We start from the raw sequence: 15,850 nt of genomic DNA, 5'->3' as shown, positions 1-15,850 counted from the left end.
ACTTATTTAATAAATTTATTTTTATATGAATTATAACATAATTAGAATACAAAAAACAAAATTGTTAACACTTTATTCATACTTTTTTAATTTTTTAAGTGTTTTTTCAATTTCACCACAGCTTTTAGTCAGAGATATCCTGAAATATCCATAACCTGAATTTCCGAAACAATATCCCGGCGTAACAATTAAACCATTCTGATCCAGTAATTCTTCGCAAAATTCATCTGTAGTATAATTGTGTGGGATTTTGCACCATATATAAAACGTTCCGCCACCACTAAAAACTTTAATATTTTTTTCATTTAAAATTGAAATTGCTATTTCTCTTCTCTTATCATAAACTTTCCTTACTCTATCAACGTAATTCCTGTCAAGTTTTAGTGCAGCTACTGCAGCTAACTGTATTGGAATAAATTGACCAGAATCCAAATTGCTCTTTACTTTACAAATTGCATCTATAATGTTTCTATTTCCTACTACATAACCGATTCGGAAACCAGTCATATTATAAGTTTTTGAAAATGATCCAAATTCAATAAACTTTTTATCTGGGTCAAACTGCAGCAGACTTAATGGCTGCCTTTTTTCCATTATTATTTCATTATAAGCACCATCATTGCATAACACTATATCATTATCTATACAATAATTAACTATATACTTATAAAAATAATCATTTGCTATTGCTCCTGTGGGGTTATTTGGATAATTAATGAAAAATAATTTAGCTTTCCTTCTTATATTATCTGGAATAGCACTTAAATCTGGAAGATATCCATGTGATTCCTTTAATGGTATAGTGTATGGTTCTGTTCCCCATAGTCTTGAACAGGTTTCATATACAGGATATGCTGGTTCTGGCATAATTAATGTATCTCCAAAGTCACATACAGCAGGTATAATATTGCTTATTCCTTCTTTTGACCCAATAAGAATAAGAACTTCTTCCCGAACCAGGGACACATTAAATACCTGTTTATAGTAATTTATAATCTCATTCTTTAGCTGAATAATACCGTCATATGGAGGATAATTATTGTAATTTTTAGTACATAAAGCATTTTCCAGTGCCTGTACAATTGATTTTTCCACTGGCAGATCAGGATCTCCAATGCTTAAATCAATAATTTCTTTTCCTTGATTAATAAGAACTTTTTTATTTTCTTCAATTTTTTTAAAATGATATTCCTTAATAGTATTCATTCTGTTATTTATTTTCATAGATTTCTCTCCTATTAGGCTTTTATATCATTCTATTCAAAAATTAAAGTATTTGTTACTTTCATAAATTTTATTATATATGTGCCTTGATTTTTTATAAGAAAATGCCTTAAAGCGTGCTTTGTTTTATACTTTAAGGCTGTAAGTTTATACTTATTTAATATAGTGGTCCTTTTCAAATATCTCCCTTATTTTTTTATTATCATTTCCATAAGCTCCCAAGGCAACCATGAGCTTTATCCTTGCCTTTTGTCCCGGCAGATTATCTCCAAAAATCACTCCCATGTTCTTTAATTCCTTACCTCCTCCATGATATCCATAAGTATCAAGTACCCTGCTTTCATAGCATCTGGAAACCAGGACTATTGGTATTTCCTTATCTAAGGCCCTTTTAACTCCATCCACCATATCTGGAGGAATGTTGCCTCTCCCTAGCCCTTCTATTACTAATCCTTTATCACCCTGGCTTATGTAATAATCAATTATTCTGGAATCCAGTCCGGATACACACTTTATCAGATCAACCTTAGTTTCAATAACATCTGTTTTTATGTGCTGTTTTTTTAAAGTGTCTCTATAAAATATCACTTCATTATTATCCACAATTCCTACTGGTCCAAAATATGGACTCTTAAAAGTATTTAAACTCATTGAATTACTTTTTGTTACTTCACTTGCACAGTTTAGTTCATCATTTAAGCATACCAAAACTCCCTTTCCCCTTGCTTCTTGGGTAATTGCTGTACAAATTGAAGCTGCAAGATTTGCTGGCCCGTCATATCCCAGTTCAGAACTGCTTCTCATTGAACCGGTGACAATTACAGGTTTCTCATTATTTATTGTTAAATCAAGTAAATATGCTGTTTCTTCTAATGTATCAGTTCCATGGGTTACCACTACTCCAGAAATATCATCTCTATCCAAAAGTTTTCTTATAAATTTAGATAATTCCATCATATTAAGAGGGGTCATATGTGGACTTGGCACATTAGAAAAAGTATAAGATTCAACAGTAGCAAACTCTTCAATACCTGTTACCATTGACATGATATCTTCTCCTGTTAATGATGGAACCGCCGCTTTTATTCTTGGGTCCACCTTCATTGAAATTGTTCCACCATTAAAAACAACTGCTACTTTTTTCATGTTCATTTCCCCCTAATTTATATTTATTCTCACCTTCTAATATATATTTTACAGTACTTTAAATATCATTTCATTAATTTTTTTAAAAAAAGATATATGTTCAATATTTTATTATTTTTATTGCATATATCTTATATTATTAAGCTAATTATAATATATTATTTAATTGCATTTACATTTTCTTCCACGAGTAAAAGTGTTTCTTCTGTATATTATATTTTCAAAATAATATATCATAAAACTCCAATTGCTTAAATAGAAATTATTTCTGTTTAATATTACTGCTGAAAGTACCCACTGATGCCAAAATATCATGCATAAAATTTGCACCTCTTGATATTAATAAACCTGTTAAAATATTTCCAACAATAGGGATTCTCATATTAACCCCTACAGCAGCTAAAAAATCTATATTTGCACTTAAGGCTACTAATTCCCCAAATGCTACTGCTCCAATTCTATCATAATTTATCTTACCGTTCTGCCAGAACATTTTTGATGTTTCCCACAAGGCTTCAACTATAAGTGATGAAATTAAAATCTGAGTCATATCCATATTTATCCCCTCCAATACAAAATATTTTAATGGGGATAAAATTAGAACTTATTGTATCTATATAATTTCATTTGGTAAATTAGCTATTTTAATGAAAGTGCATCATCTAATGTCTTGCCATTAATATAAATCTTAGCACTCTTCACAGATTGAAACTGCATAACAGTTTCAATTAGCTGAGCCTTCACTCTTGGAATATCCATTACTCCACCAAGACTAAAAGTTCCTGATAAATTAACAGTTGCTGCTCCATTCACTATTTTAGCACTTTCAACTTTAAGATTTGATTTGTATAAAGTATTATATAAACCAGACTTTCCATAAATTCTGTCTTTTATAGAAAACAAATCACTTAGTGCCCCTTTTAGTGGTGTTTCTGGTGTGGAAATTACCCTTTCTACAGCCACCACGCTATCGCCTGTGTCAAGCTTCTTACCGCTTTTACCATTATCATCTATAGCAATTAAAAATACTTTTATTACAGTAGTTGTTTTTTTACTTTCAGTGGTTGCCTTTTTATTTTCAGCAGCATTGTTGTTATTACTTTTATCATCACTATTACTTATAGTTGTATTAGAGTTTGAAACTCCATTTTTAGAAGATGAAGAATTACCAGGTTTGTTTGTACCAGTACATGAAGTTAAAAACAGCGCCAGCACTATAATTAATAAAAACAATTTTTTCATTGTTACTACCTCCTTGTATATATATGAATATAAATCTTAAAAATATTGTGAATAATAAAAAAGACCTGGAATAATGAAAATTCCAGTCTTAATATTTTATGTAATTTATATTATTTAATTACCTTTTTTAAAAAATTTTTTACACCTAAAATCAAAGTATTGTGTTTTAAATAAATAACGGTTAGCTTGACATCATGTTGTATCCATAGAAAAAAAGTTTAATCAGCTTGATACTTTGGCAGTACACTTAGAAGGTAAAAATATAACTCCTCAAAAGATGGAATTATTAGAAAAGTACATAGATGCATTATTTGAAGATGAAGATTAAAGGAGTTAAAATTTATGAATGGAAATAAGAAAGGGATGATAAATATGGAAAATGAAAAAATATTTGAATTGCTGGAAAAAATGTATGCAGACTTGAAAGGTGACATTAATAGTTTGAAAAAGGGGCAAGATGAAAAAATAAAAACCCCTAAGCCATTGAGCCTAAAGGTTTGAGATGGTCTGGGTGACAAGACTTGAACTTGCGACCTCATGAACCCCATTCATGCACGCTACCATCTGCGCTACACCCAGATTAACATGTATAATATATTATATTATAATCTAAAGAATTATGCAAATTAATCCTCCATTGCCCTCATTAATAATCTTTTGTAATGTTTTCTGAATCTTAATTTGTACATCTTCCGGCATTTTATACAATTTATTTTGTAATCCATCCTTTACAAGGTCTTCTAAAGTTTTGCCAAACATATTACTCTGCCATAATTTCGATGGATCATTCTCAAATTGTTCAAATAAATTTTTAACCATTTCTTCGCTTTCTTTTTCATTTCCCATAATTGGAGAAATTTCAGTTTGAATGTCTGCTTTGATAAAATGTAAGCTTGGAGCAGATGCCTTTAATTTCACTATGCATTTATTTCCACTCTTTATTATTTCAGGCTCTTCCAGCTTCATCTCCGACAATTGCGGAGGTACTAATCCGTATCCTGTCTCTCTTACATCCTTTAAAGCTTGAGCTATTTTGTCGTATTCACACTTTGCTGAGTGCATATCCTTAAGAATATTCAGAAGATCACTTTCACCTGATATTTCCTGACCGCATACCTCTCCAAGTATCCTATAAAACATACCATGCTTTGGCTTTAATGATACTGTAGCAGTCCCTTGTCCCATATTAATTTCATTTATTTTAGATTCATCTAGAAATTCACTATTCCTAAGTCCATCTACAGATTTACCTATATCTCTTATTTTTAATATGTTTTTGCATAGACTCTTAACTACATTTACAAATTCGATTTTAAGCCAATGTTTTGAATCTAATTTTTCTATCCATTCAGGCATATTTATATTAATTTCTTTTACAGGGAACTCTTTAAGTACCCTTTGTAATGTATCCTCGATATCCTGTTCATTCATGTTAAGTACATCCATAGCCTGAACAGGTACATCATATTTTTCTTCAAGTTCATTCTTAAGTTGTATTGTTTCTTCATTATCTACATGTTTAGAATTTAAAATCATAATAAAAGGCTTGTTTATTGACTTTAATTCATTGACTACCCTTTCTTCTGCTTCTACATAATCCTCCCTTTTAATATCCGTTATGGATCCATCTGTAGTAACAACCAGCCCTATGGTTGAATGTTCATTAATTACTTTTTTAGTGCCAAGTTCTGCTGCTTCCTCAAAAGGTATTTCATAATCATACCATGGAGTGGTAACCATTTTTGAATTTTCGCCTTCCATGTAACCAAGAGCGCTTTTTACAATGTATCCAACACAATCAACCATTCTTACTTTAAGTTTTGTGTTATCATCTAATGAAATTTCCACTGCTTCATTGGGTACAAATTTAGGTTCTGTAGTGTGAATAGACTTGCCGCTACCACTTTGTGGCAGTTCATCTTTTGCTCTTTGCTGTTTATATGAATTCTCAATTTTCGGAAGAACCATAATTTCCATAAACCTTTTTATGAATGTGGATTTACCTGTTCTTACTGGCCCAACCACCCCTACGTAGATGTCACCTTGAGTTCTTTCAGCAATGTCCTTGTATATATCAAAGCTTTCCAAGATATACCTCCCACTTATCTATTATTGACAATATATATATATTATCTTTTGTAAGAGTATATTACTTTATGGTAAAAAAAAGTACAGCTTTTGCTGTACTTTTAATAACTTTCTTGTTTTTTATCTCTTGTCATTAATTCATAAACACCATACTTGGGGTCTTTTCCTTCAAATAATACTTTATACAAAGTATCAGTGATTGGCATATCTACATGGATTTTATCCTTTAATTCATAAAATGCCCTGCATGCTTTTGCTCCCTCAACAACCATGCCTATCTGATCAGCAGCTTCATTAAGTGACATGCCTTTGCCAATTAATATTCCTGCTCTTCTGTTTCTGCTGTGCATACTGGTGCAGGTCACAATTAAATCGCCCATTCCAGTAAGTCCTGAAAATGTTTCAGGCTTTCCTCCAAGCTTGACTCCAATTCTTACTATCTCGCTCATTCCCCTGGTCATTAAGGCAGCTTTAGTATTATCACCGCATCCAATTCCATCTGAAATTCCCGCAGCAAGAGCAATGATATTTTTAACTGCTCCACCAATTTCAACACCTATTAAGTCATCATTGGTATACACTCTGAATTTATTATTCATAAATAAATTTTGAACTTTATCAGCATATTCCATGTTTAATGAGGAAACTACCACAGTGGTTGGAATATCCTGAGCAACTTCTTCGGCATGACTTGGTCCTGATAAAATTACCACAGGACTTTCTGGAAGTTCTTCCTGAATTACCTGTGACAGTCTTTTCCCAGTATGTTCTTCTATGCCCTTTGCAATGCTTATTATTATTTGATCTTTATTTACAAGTTCTTTTATATCCTTACAAATACTCCTGATAACATGTGATGGAACTGCCAAAATTACATAATCACATTCATTTATTGCTTCCTTTTTATTATTATAAGCATTTACTCCACTAGGAATAATAACATTATGGAGATATTTAATGTTTTCTCTTTTAACATTTATATCTTCAACTGTTTTCTCATTTCTGTCCCAAATATTTATTTTATGCCCATTTTTAGAAAGCATTACAGCTAAAGCTGTCCCAAAACTTCCTGCTCCTAATATAGCAACATTGCAGCACATTTTTATTCCTTCCTTTCTCTAAACTCCATTTTTATTCCAGTTCCGCTGAAATCAAAGCTTTCTCTCAACTGGTTTTCTATATATCTTTCATAAGAAAAATGAATTGTAGATGAATCATTTACAAAGAAAACAAAAGTTGGAGGTTTGGTACCTGTTTGTGTTACATAATAAATTTTAAGTCTTTTTGTCCCCACTACTGGAGGTTCCTTCATCATTACAGCTCTGCTTATTACATCATTTAGCACACCAGTTTTAATTCTTTTGCTATAGTTAGCATAACATTGCCTTGCAATCTGAAGTACCTTCTGCACTCTCTGACCGCTTTTGGCAGATATAAACAAATAAGGTGCATATGGCATAAATGAAAGATTATATTGTAAGTTTTTTTTGAAAAAATCCATTGTTTTAGTATCTTTTTCAATTAAATCCCATTTATTCACTACTACCATTATAGCTTTACTCATTTCATGTGCATATCCTATAATTTTTTCATCCTGCTCGCTGATTCCATCTTTGGAATCAATCATAAGTATGCACACATCAGCTCTTTCTATAGCTGTATATGTTCTAATTACACTATATCTTTCTATCTGCTCCTTTACTTTGCTTTTTCTTCTTAAGCCGGCAGTATCTATCAAAGTAAATTTGCCATCATCTGTTTCTATGTAACTGTCTATTGAATCCCTTGTTGTTCCAGGAATATCACTTACAATAACTCTTTCTTCCCCTAAAAGTTTATTTATTAATGAAGATTTTCCCACATTGGGTTTGCCAACAAAGGCTATTTTTATGTTTTCATCCTCTTCACTATAGTTTTCATCTTCATCAAAGTGCTGCACAACCCTATCAAGCATATCACCAAGTCCAAGACCCTGTGAAGCAGATATGGTAATTGGATCACCTATGCCTAAATTATAGAATTCATAGGCATTATTCTCATCTTTTAAATTATCAATTTTATTTACTACAAGCACAACTGGTTTATTACTTTTTCTAAGCATTTGCGCAACTTCTCTATCGGCAGGTGTAAGTCCTTCTTTTCCATCTACTATAAATATAATTACCTTTGCAGTATCAATAGCTATCTGTGCCTGTCTTCTCATCTGAGATATTATCACATCTGTGCCTTCAGTCTCTATACCTCCAGTATCTATTATAGTAAAATTATATTTCAGCCATTCAGCCTGAGCGTATATCCTATCCCTTGTTACACCTGGAGTATCTTCAACTATAGAAATCCTTTTACCCGCAAGCTTATTAAATAAAGTGGATTTACCTACATTTGGTCTTCCCACAATAGCAACTATTGGTCTATCCATTGTTATTCCTCCTCTATTAACTCATTAATGGTGTCAATGAAATCTTCACCAGTATAATCACAAACAACTACTTTCCTGCTAAGCTGCTGTTCTAACATTGAAACAGTAATATCATCGAGAAAAATCTGCTCATCCTGCCCTCCAGGTTCATATCCTTTTCGAAGCATAGTATTGGGTATAATTACATATTTCCCTAATAATTTATTTTTACACTGACTTATTATATCCTTTCCAGTTATAAGGCCTGAAACTGTAATTGTTGATCCAAAGAAATCATTTACTATCTTCTTAACATCAATATTAATATTCCTATTTTTATTATGTATTTTTGAAGCAGCATTTTCTATTTCCAGATATGCTGATTCACCAGTTATTAATGTGAAAGACCCATGTCCTGAATTTCTTAATTTATTTATGTCGCTGCTTATGGTATCTCTAAATAACCTTATAACTCCTACCCCATCCTCCAATTGTTTATATTCCTCATAAAATGACGAATCTGGAATCTTTTCATTAGCAGTAATATAAAACTCGTCTGATAATCTTACAAAAGGTGTACCTATTTCATCCATATATTTTTTTTGAAGTTTAGCTACAATATCAAGCTGATGCTTTGCACTATCTGAATCAAATGTATCCAGATGATAAAGTCCTTCTCGGAACTTAGTTATTCCAACTGGAACTACAGCTAAATTCTCTATATATGGATACAGTTTATATAAATCCTCTATTGTTTTAATAAGCTCTTCATTATCATTTATTCCAGGACATAAAACTATCTGACAATTAAGCTTAATACCAGCTTTCGCCAGCTTTTTTAACCTTTCATATATATTAGATGCAAATCTGTTGTTTGTCATTTTAACCCTTAGCTCACCATTAGTTGTGTGAACCGATACATTTATTGGGCTTATTCTATATTTAATTATTCTATCAATATCCTCATCACTCATATTAGTCATTGTAACAAAATTACCTTGGAGAAATGCCAGTCTTGAATCATCATCTTTAAAATATAGCGTGTCCCTCATGCCCTTAGGTAATTGATCAATAAAGCAAAACACACATTTATTATGACAGCTCTTAGGTTTATCCATTATGGATTCCTTAAAATCTATGCCAAGTTTATCGTCATAATCCTTTTCAATTTCCAGTTCCCATATGTCACCATTTGGTTTCTCAACTTCCATTTTTATATTTTCATCAGCTATTAAAAATTTATAGTCAATTATATCCTTTACTTCCTGACCATTTATAGTAAGTAGTTTGTCTCCCGCCTCTATTTCAAGTTCATCAGCAATGCTGCCCTTTTGAACTGCAACAATTTCGTTTTTCATTTTTTCACTCCTAAATCTTCTTATGCATACTTTGCAAAAAAATACTAAATGAAATTATATGCACACTTTGCAAAGTATATACATTAAGTTATATTACATTAATACATATTTTAAGTCAATGACTTTTCCAAAACAGGTATGCAGCTTAATATACCTCTATATTATCACATTTTTATATAAATATTCTAAAAAGAAAAAAGACCCCATTTGAGGTCCATTATAAAAATATATTATGAAATCAATAAAAATAAATACATAACAGCTGCCCCAATTAAAAAACAAATTGGGATGGTTAACACCCATGCTAAAACTATATCTTTTGCAAGAGACCATTTTACTGCTGAAAGCCTTTTAGATGCAGCAACACCCATTATAGAAGTGGAAATAATATGTGTTGTACTAACAGGTGAATTTAACATGGTAGCTGTAAATATAACAGCAGCAGCACCTGTTTCAGCCGCAAATCCATTGACTGGGGCAAGTTTTGCCATATTGTGTCCAACTGTTTTTATTATTCTTTTGCCACCAAAAGTAGTTCCCAGAGCCATTGCTGTAGCGCAGCTTATCTTAACCCACAGCGGCACATAAAATGTATTTATGAATCCTCCGCTTAAAAGAGCCATAGCAATGATTCCCATAGATTTTTGGGCATCATTACTCCCATGATTAAATGCCATAAGTGCAGCAGATACAATTTGTGCTTTTGAAAAAAACCTTGTGACAAATGCCGGCTTTTGATTTCTTAATATAAAATTTAATAAATGCATAATAGTAAAACCTGCAATAAATCCAATTATAGGCGACAAGAAAAGCCAGAGAACTACTTTGTCAAAAAAGTTCTGCCAGTATACAACTTTAAATGAAAAACTGTAAACTATTGCTGAGCCCAAAAGTCCTCCTATAAGTGCATGTGAGGAACTGCTTGGAATACCATAAAGCCATGTAATTAAATCCCATATAATGGCAGCTATTAGTGCAGCTATTATAACGTACTGGGTAACGCTTTTAGGATCAACTAACCCGTTACCAATTGTTTCAGCAACCTTTTCACTTATAAATGCACCAACAAGATTAAAAAATGCTGACATAATAACAGCTTGTCTTAAAGTTAAAACCCTTGTAGAAACTGACGTTGCTATGGCATTAGCACAATCATGAAATCCATTTATCAAATCAAAGAATACAGCTAATACAACTATTACTATTGTTAATATAATCGGCAAACTAAGCATTTTTCATTATAACTCCTTCTATAATATTTGCTACATGTTCACAAGAGTCCAGTGTATTTTCAAGATATTGATATATTTCTCTCCATTTAATTACTTCAAGAACTTCCTCTCCGCTTCTAAATAATTCTTTAATAGCAGATCTTGATATTTTATCTCCCTCTTCTTCCAGTCTGTTAATTTCTATTATATGTTTTTCCATATCAGTATACTTTTTAATATTACTTAGTTCATTCATTATAATACTTAATTCGCTGCAGCACTTTACTATCATATCTGCAAGTTGTTTTGCCTCCTCAGTAATACTTTTTACATTAAGCATAACAAATCTGCTGCTGCTTGATTCAATTAGGTCTATTATATCATCCATACCATTTGCCATTAAATATATGTCCTCTCTATCAAATGGTGTTAAAAAGGTCTTGTTTAATTCCTGTCTCATTAAATGCTGATTTCTATCACCTTCATGCTCAGTTTCCTTGATATTCTTTAAATTTTCCTCAGCATTTGTCAAATCATCCATAAAACTTCTTAACTGTGTGGATGCTTTATATGTAATCTTTCCCGTAGATATAAAAATATTAAAAAATGTATCTTCTTTTGGCTTAATATTAAACATAATTACCTCCAAATAATATTTTTATTATTTTCTTAACAAACCTTTAACATTATACCATATTTCTTAACGTATACACATAGCAATAATCATGTTAGTTATGTTAAATATTTTTAACATAAGACAATTGACGACAATAATTCCAAATAATTGCGGAAATATGCATAAAATAAAGGTACCGAATTATTAACTTCAGTACCTTAATCTTTTATTCATTTAGATCTTTTTGTTCACCAGTAACAAGGTAAATTGTCCATTCACAAATATTTGTAACATGATCTGCAACACGTTCAAGATATTTGCAAATAAACAAAAATTGTGTTACTTGATTCACAATACTGCTGTCCTTTGTCATCATAGGCAGCAATTCATTGAATACTCTTCTATAAATTCCATCTATTTGGTCATCCATTTCGCATACATCATATGCCTTATCCACATTGCCTTCCACATAGGCATCTAATGATTCCTTTATCATATTTTGAACTATATCAGCCATTTTAGGAATATCTATAAGTTCTTTAATAAATTTCTCATTCTTTAATATTCTTGCTATCTTAGCAATATCAACTGCATGATCAGCCATCCTCTCTAAATCTGTCACCAGTTTGATTGAAGTAAAAATTGTTCTTAAATCTATTGCCAGGGGCTGCTCCCTGGCTATAAGAATTATACATTTACTTTCAATTTCTTTTTGCAGATTATCCACTAAATCATCATTTTTTATTACTGTATTGGCCAAATTATCATCTTGATTCACCAAGGATTCTATGGATTGATGAATTTGTTTTTCAACTATACTGCCCATTCTCAATATGTCATTATGAAGATATTGAAGTTCAGAATCAAACCCTTTTCTTGTCAATTTGTTTCACCTCTTCCTATTAATTAACCAAATCTTCCTGTTATATAATCCTCTGTTCTTTTATCCCTGGGTTTATAAAATATGTCTTCTGTCTTGTTAAATTCAACTACTTCTCCATTTAAGAAGAAAGCAGTGCTGTCTGAAATTCTTCCTGCCTGCTGCATATTATGAGTTACTATAATAACAGTATATTCTTTCTTTAATATTTCTATTAGTTCTTCAACTTTTAATGTGGATATTGGATCCAATGCTGACGTTGGCTCATCCATAAGCAGCACTTCAGGTTCCACAGCTAATGTACGTGCAATGCATAATCTTTGCTGCTGTCCGCCTGAAAGCCCCAGAGCATTCTTTTTAAGCCTGTCTTTAACTTCATCCCATAATGCTGCACCCTTTAAACTCTTCTCAACAATTTCATCTAATTTAGCTTTATTTTTAATGCCATGAATTCTTGGTCCATATGCAATATTATCATAAATTGTCATTGGAAAAGGGTTAGGCCTCTGAAAAACCATACCTATTCTTTTTCTTAATTCGATAACATCATATTCAGAATATACATCTTTTCCTTCGAAATAAACTTTTCCATCTATTTTAACATTAGCTATTAGGTCATTCATTCTGTTGATTGTTCTTAGAAAAGTTGATTTGCCGCACCCTGAAGGACCTATTAAAGCAGTAACTGCATTTTTTTCAATATTTAAGTTTATTTTTTTTAGAGCCTGAACTGGCCCATAATATAAGTTTAAATCCTTTGTTTCAATTATTCCCATTAAAGCCCATCCTCCTCATTTTTTGCCGCTATAAGATTCAAATATTTTTTTGCCTATAATTCTTGCAAGTAAATTAAATATTAAAACCATAAGAATTAATACAGCTGATGCCCCATTTGCTATTTTAGCGGCATCTGGAACCATACCTTCTGCATTTAGCTTCCATATATATACTGCAAGGGTTTCGGCAGGTCTCATAACACTTAACGGAGATGCCTTACCGCCATCTAAAATACCACTTAGGTGTAAGGCAGGTGCGCTCATTCCAGAAGTATAAAGCAGTGCTGCAGCTTCACCAAAAATTCTTCCAGATGCTAAGATTACTCCTGTTAAAATTTGAGGCATAGCAGATGGTAAAACTATTCTCCACATAGTCTGCCATCTGGTAGCACCTAATCCAAGACTTGCTTCCTTTACTTTTTGTGAAGATGCAGTAATAGCATTTTCGCTGACTCTGGTTAAAGCCGGTAAATTTAATACTGTTATTGCTAAAGCTCCTGATAATAATGTAAATCCCCACTTTGTCAAATTAACAAATACAAGCATACCGAATAATCCAACTACTATTGAAGGCAGTGAAGCCATAGTTTCAATGCATAACCTTACTACGTTTAAGAAAAGCCCTTCTTTAGCATACTCTGCAAGATATATTCCAGCTCCTACTCCAAGTGGTATTGTTATTAATAAGGAGACAATTAACATGTGAAATGAATTATACAGCATTGGCCCAATTCCCCCGCCAGCTTCTCCAACCTTTGGAGCTCCAAATAAAAATGCCGGGTTTAGGAAATAACTCCCTTTTATTAAAACATATCCTATTAGTAATATCAATAATGATACTACTAAAATTGAAACAATATATAAAATTACAGTCCAGATTTTATCTACACTTTTAGCATTCACTATTTAACTTCACCTCTCTTCCCAATTATCCTGATTATCAGAATAAATAAAAATGAAATTATAAGTAATAACAATGCCATTGACCATAAAGCATCATTCCATGCAGTACCATTTACCGTATTCCCCATATCCATAGTTAAAATACTGGTTAATGTAGCTGTTGGCGTGAGCAACGATTTAGCCATTTTTATAGAATTTCCTATTACCATTTGAACTGCTAATGCTTCACCAAAGGCCCTGGCCAGCCCCAAAACAACACCTGTTAATATTCCGCTTTTTGCAGCAGGCACAACAACTTTTGTTATGGTCTGCCATCTGGTAGCTCCAAGTCCATAAGATGCTTCTACATAATCCTTAGGTATAATCTTAATTGCATCAGCTGAAATACTGGCTATAGTAGGTAATATCATAATACTTAATACTATAATCCCAGCCCCTATACTGAAGCCTATACCTCCAAATCCTTTTTTTATAAGAGGCAGTAAAATACTTACACCAAGCCAGCCATATACCACTGATGGTATTCCAACAAATAATTCCATGGCAGGCTGAAGTATAGTACTTCCAAGTTTAGGTGATATATAATTCATAAATATAGCAATGGCTACGCTTATGGGAGCTGCAATAATAACTGCTCCAATAGAAGTAAGTGTTGAACCAACTATAAATATCTTTGTACCTAACTGTGGTTTATCAGAGTCAGGTGCCCATACAGAGCTGAATAAAAAACTGCTAATTGAATAATGGTCCTTTGTAAAAGTTTTAATACCCTTTGAACCCAGAAAAACTATAATTGCTAAAGTTAGTGTAACAATGAGAATTCCGCAGAAAATGGCATAGGTTCTGCCTGCATATTCATTTTTAAGCTTTTTTCCAAAATCACTTTTAATCATATTTATCTCCTTAATACTGTATTAAACAAGATAAAACCGTCTGCATACAGCAGCCGGCTTCTGTAAAAACTTATTTTGTGTTAATATCAGTTACCGGAATGTATCCTAATCTTTCAACTAAAGCTTTATTATCTGCACTAGTCATATAATCTATAAATGTCTTAGCCAAGCCGCTTGCTTCTCCTTTTGTATACATATGTTCATAGGACCAGAAAGGATATTTTCCTGAAATTATGTTTTCCTTTGAAGCCTCAACACCATCTATTCTAACCATCTTTACATTTTTTTTCACATCTTCAGTCAGGTATGATAGTGCCAGATAGCTGATTGATCCTTTTGTAGATGCTATGGATTTTTCAACACTTCCATTTGCATCCTGCATTATTCCTAAACCAGCCTTTTCATCCTTTCCACCCATAAGAGTACTTTTAAATGTAGCTCTTGTACCAGATGAAGATGCCCTGTTTATTATATTTATAGGAGTATCATCCCCATTTAACTGCTTCCAGTTTGTATATTCCCCTGTAAAGATCTTTTGAATTTGGTCCTTTGTTAATGAATCAACTTTAACATCATTGCTTACAACAATTGCAAATCCAATTGCAGCCACTTTGTGATCAATTAATTCCTTTGCTTTTGCAGCACCTAGTTTTGATTCAGCAGTTACATCTGAATTTCCAATATCAGCAGTTCCATCAGAAACCAGCTTTAATCCAGTACCGCTTCCTCCGCCTTGTACATTAATTGTAGCCTTAGGATTTTTATTAATAAATACTTCGCTAGCCTGTTCTGCCAGTGGCTGAAGTGCAGTTGATCCAGCTAATGTAATTGAACCAGATAATCCATTTTTACTGCTTTGTGTGTTGTCTTTACCTGCTCCGCATCCCATAAGAGTACCTGTTAAAACTGTTATAGCCAGTGCAGCTATTAATGTACTTAATCTTTTATTTTTCATTAATTAAGTCCTCCATTCAATTAATCATTTTCTTCTTGTTTACATTTTATATATTACCATGTTTAGGTTAAACCGCTATTATGTAAATGTTAATTAAAATTAACACAAGCATTTTTTATTCCATACAGGTATTTACATGTATATAAATAAAAACTGTGCA

Annotated in this window: 16 protein-coding genes and 1 tRNA gene; 1 reads left to right on the top strand and 16 read right to left on the bottom strand. The window is 32.2% G+C overall.

The genetic code is table 11. The features are described from left to right. Positions 1 to 72 precede the first annotated feature (72 nt). The 4 genes from EQM05_RS07645 to EQM05_RS07630 form a co-directional block, all read right to left on the bottom strand. The gene (locus EQM05_RS07645) at positions 73 to 1,224 is read right to left on the bottom strand and encodes an aminotransferase class I/II-fold pyridoxal phosphate-dependent enzyme (RefSeq protein ID WP_128749484.1); all 1,152 of its coding nucleotides are present in this window, start codon (positions 1,222 to 1,224) and stop codon (positions 73 to 75) included. Between the two features lie 153 nt (positions 1,225 to 1,377). Next, complete coding sequence (locus EQM05_RS07640; protein ID WP_128749483.1) at positions 1,378 to 2,370, bottom strand: asparaginase; 993 nt, start codon at positions 2,368 to 2,370, stop codon at positions 1,378 to 1,380. Between the two features lie 262 nt (positions 2,371 to 2,632). Further along, entirely contained in the window at positions 2,633 to 2,926 is a 294-nt protein-coding gene (locus tag EQM05_RS07635; protein ID WP_128749482.1) for a hypothetical protein, read from the bottom strand. A gap of 83 nt (positions 2,927 to 3,009) precedes the next feature. Then, on the bottom strand, positions 3,010 to 3,612 hold the full coding sequence (locus tag EQM05_RS07630; protein WP_128749481.1) for a GerMN domain-containing protein: 603 nt from the start codon (positions 3,610 to 3,612) through the stop codon (positions 3,010 to 3,012). A gap of 342 nt (positions 3,613 to 3,954) precedes the next feature. Here EQM05_RS07630 and EQM05_RS15740 point away from each other — a divergent pair, with 342 nt between their 5' ends. Continuing rightward, positions 3,955 to 4,113 carry a hypothetical protein gene (locus EQM05_RS15740; protein WP_164917237.1) on the top strand — a complete coding sequence of 53 codons (159 nt, stop codon included), beginning with the start codon at positions 3,955 to 3,957 and terminating at the stop codon, positions 4,111 to 4,113. A gap of 2 nt (positions 4,114 to 4,115) precedes the next feature. Here the strand turns inward: EQM05_RS15740 and EQM05_RS07625 are convergent. From EQM05_RS07625 to EQM05_RS07570, 12 genes are all read right to left on the bottom strand, one after another. Then, positions 4,116 to 4,191, bottom strand: a tRNA-Pro gene (locus EQM05_RS07625). Positions 4,192 to 4,221: 30 nt separating this feature from the next. After that, a complete protein-coding gene (spoIVA, locus tag EQM05_RS07620) occupies positions 4,222 to 5,700 on the bottom strand; it encodes a stage IV sporulation protein A (RefSeq protein ID WP_128749480.1) in 1,479 nt (492 codons plus the stop codon). 101 nt (positions 5,701 to 5,801) lie between these two features. Beyond that, positions 5,802 to 6,800 carry an NAD(P)H-dependent glycerol-3-phosphate dehydrogenase gene (locus EQM05_RS07615; protein WP_128749479.1) on the bottom strand — a complete coding sequence of 333 codons (999 nt, stop codon included), beginning with the start codon at positions 6,798 to 6,800 and terminating at the stop codon, positions 5,802 to 5,804. 2 nt (positions 6,801 to 6,802) lie between these two features. Further along, positions 6,803 to 8,119, bottom strand: a complete 1,317-nt coding sequence (der, locus tag EQM05_RS07610; RefSeq protein WP_128749478.1) for a ribosome biogenesis GTPase Der — start codon at positions 8,117 to 8,119, stop codon at positions 6,803 to 6,805. Positions 8,120 to 8,121: 2 nt separating this feature from the next. Then, positions 8,122 to 9,456, bottom strand: coding sequence for a DUF512 domain-containing protein (locus EQM05_RS07605; protein ID WP_128749477.1), 1,335 nt, complete (start codon positions 9,454 to 9,456; stop codon positions 8,122 to 8,124). Positions 9,457 to 9,686: 230 nt separating this feature from the next. After that, positions 9,687 to 10,688, bottom strand: coding sequence for an inorganic phosphate transporter (locus tag EQM05_RS07600; RefSeq protein ID WP_128749476.1), 1,002 nt, complete (start codon positions 10,686 to 10,688; stop codon positions 9,687 to 9,689). Next, a complete protein-coding gene (locus EQM05_RS07595; protein WP_128749475.1) occupies positions 10,681 to 11,304 on the bottom strand; it encodes a DUF47 family protein in 624 nt (207 codons plus the stop codon). The genes EQM05_RS07600 and EQM05_RS07595 overlap by 8 nt, the downstream gene beginning before the upstream one ends. A 205-nt stretch (positions 11,305 to 11,509) precedes the next feature. Beyond that, the gene (gene phoU / locus EQM05_RS07590) at positions 11,510 to 12,166 is read right to left on the bottom strand and encodes a phosphate signaling complex protein PhoU (protein WP_128749474.1); all 657 of its coding nucleotides are present in this window, start codon (positions 12,164 to 12,166) and stop codon (positions 11,510 to 11,512) included. A gap of 23 nt (positions 12,167 to 12,189) precedes the next feature. Beyond that, on the bottom strand, positions 12,190 to 12,939 hold the full coding sequence (gene pstB / locus EQM05_RS07585) for a phosphate ABC transporter ATP-binding protein PstB (protein ID WP_128749473.1): 750 nt from the start codon (positions 12,937 to 12,939) through the stop codon (positions 12,190 to 12,192). Between the two features lie 15 nt (positions 12,940 to 12,954). Beyond that, positions 12,955 to 13,842, bottom strand: coding sequence for a phosphate ABC transporter permease PstA (gene pstA / locus EQM05_RS07580; RefSeq protein ID WP_128749472.1), 888 nt, complete (start codon positions 13,840 to 13,842; stop codon positions 12,955 to 12,957). After that, positions 13,842 to 14,735, bottom strand: a complete 894-nt coding sequence (pstC, locus tag EQM05_RS07575) for a phosphate ABC transporter permease subunit PstC (RefSeq protein WP_128749471.1) — start codon at positions 14,733 to 14,735, stop codon at positions 13,842 to 13,844. The genes pstA and pstC overlap by 1 nt, the downstream gene beginning before the upstream one ends. A 70-nt stretch (positions 14,736 to 14,805) precedes the next feature. Next, a complete protein-coding gene (locus EQM05_RS07570) occupies positions 14,806 to 15,690 on the bottom strand; it encodes a phosphate ABC transporter substrate-binding protein (protein WP_128749470.1) in 885 nt (294 codons plus the stop codon). Between the last annotated feature and the right edge of the window lie 160 nt (positions 15,691 to 15,850).

This window comes from Clostridium sp. JN-9, assembly GCF_004103695.1.
Classification (GTDB): domain Bacteria; phylum Bacillota; class Clostridia; order Clostridiales; family Clostridiaceae; genus JN-9.
Note: the sequence above shows the minus strand (reverse complement) of the source record. Positions and strands in the feature narration are given on the sequence as shown.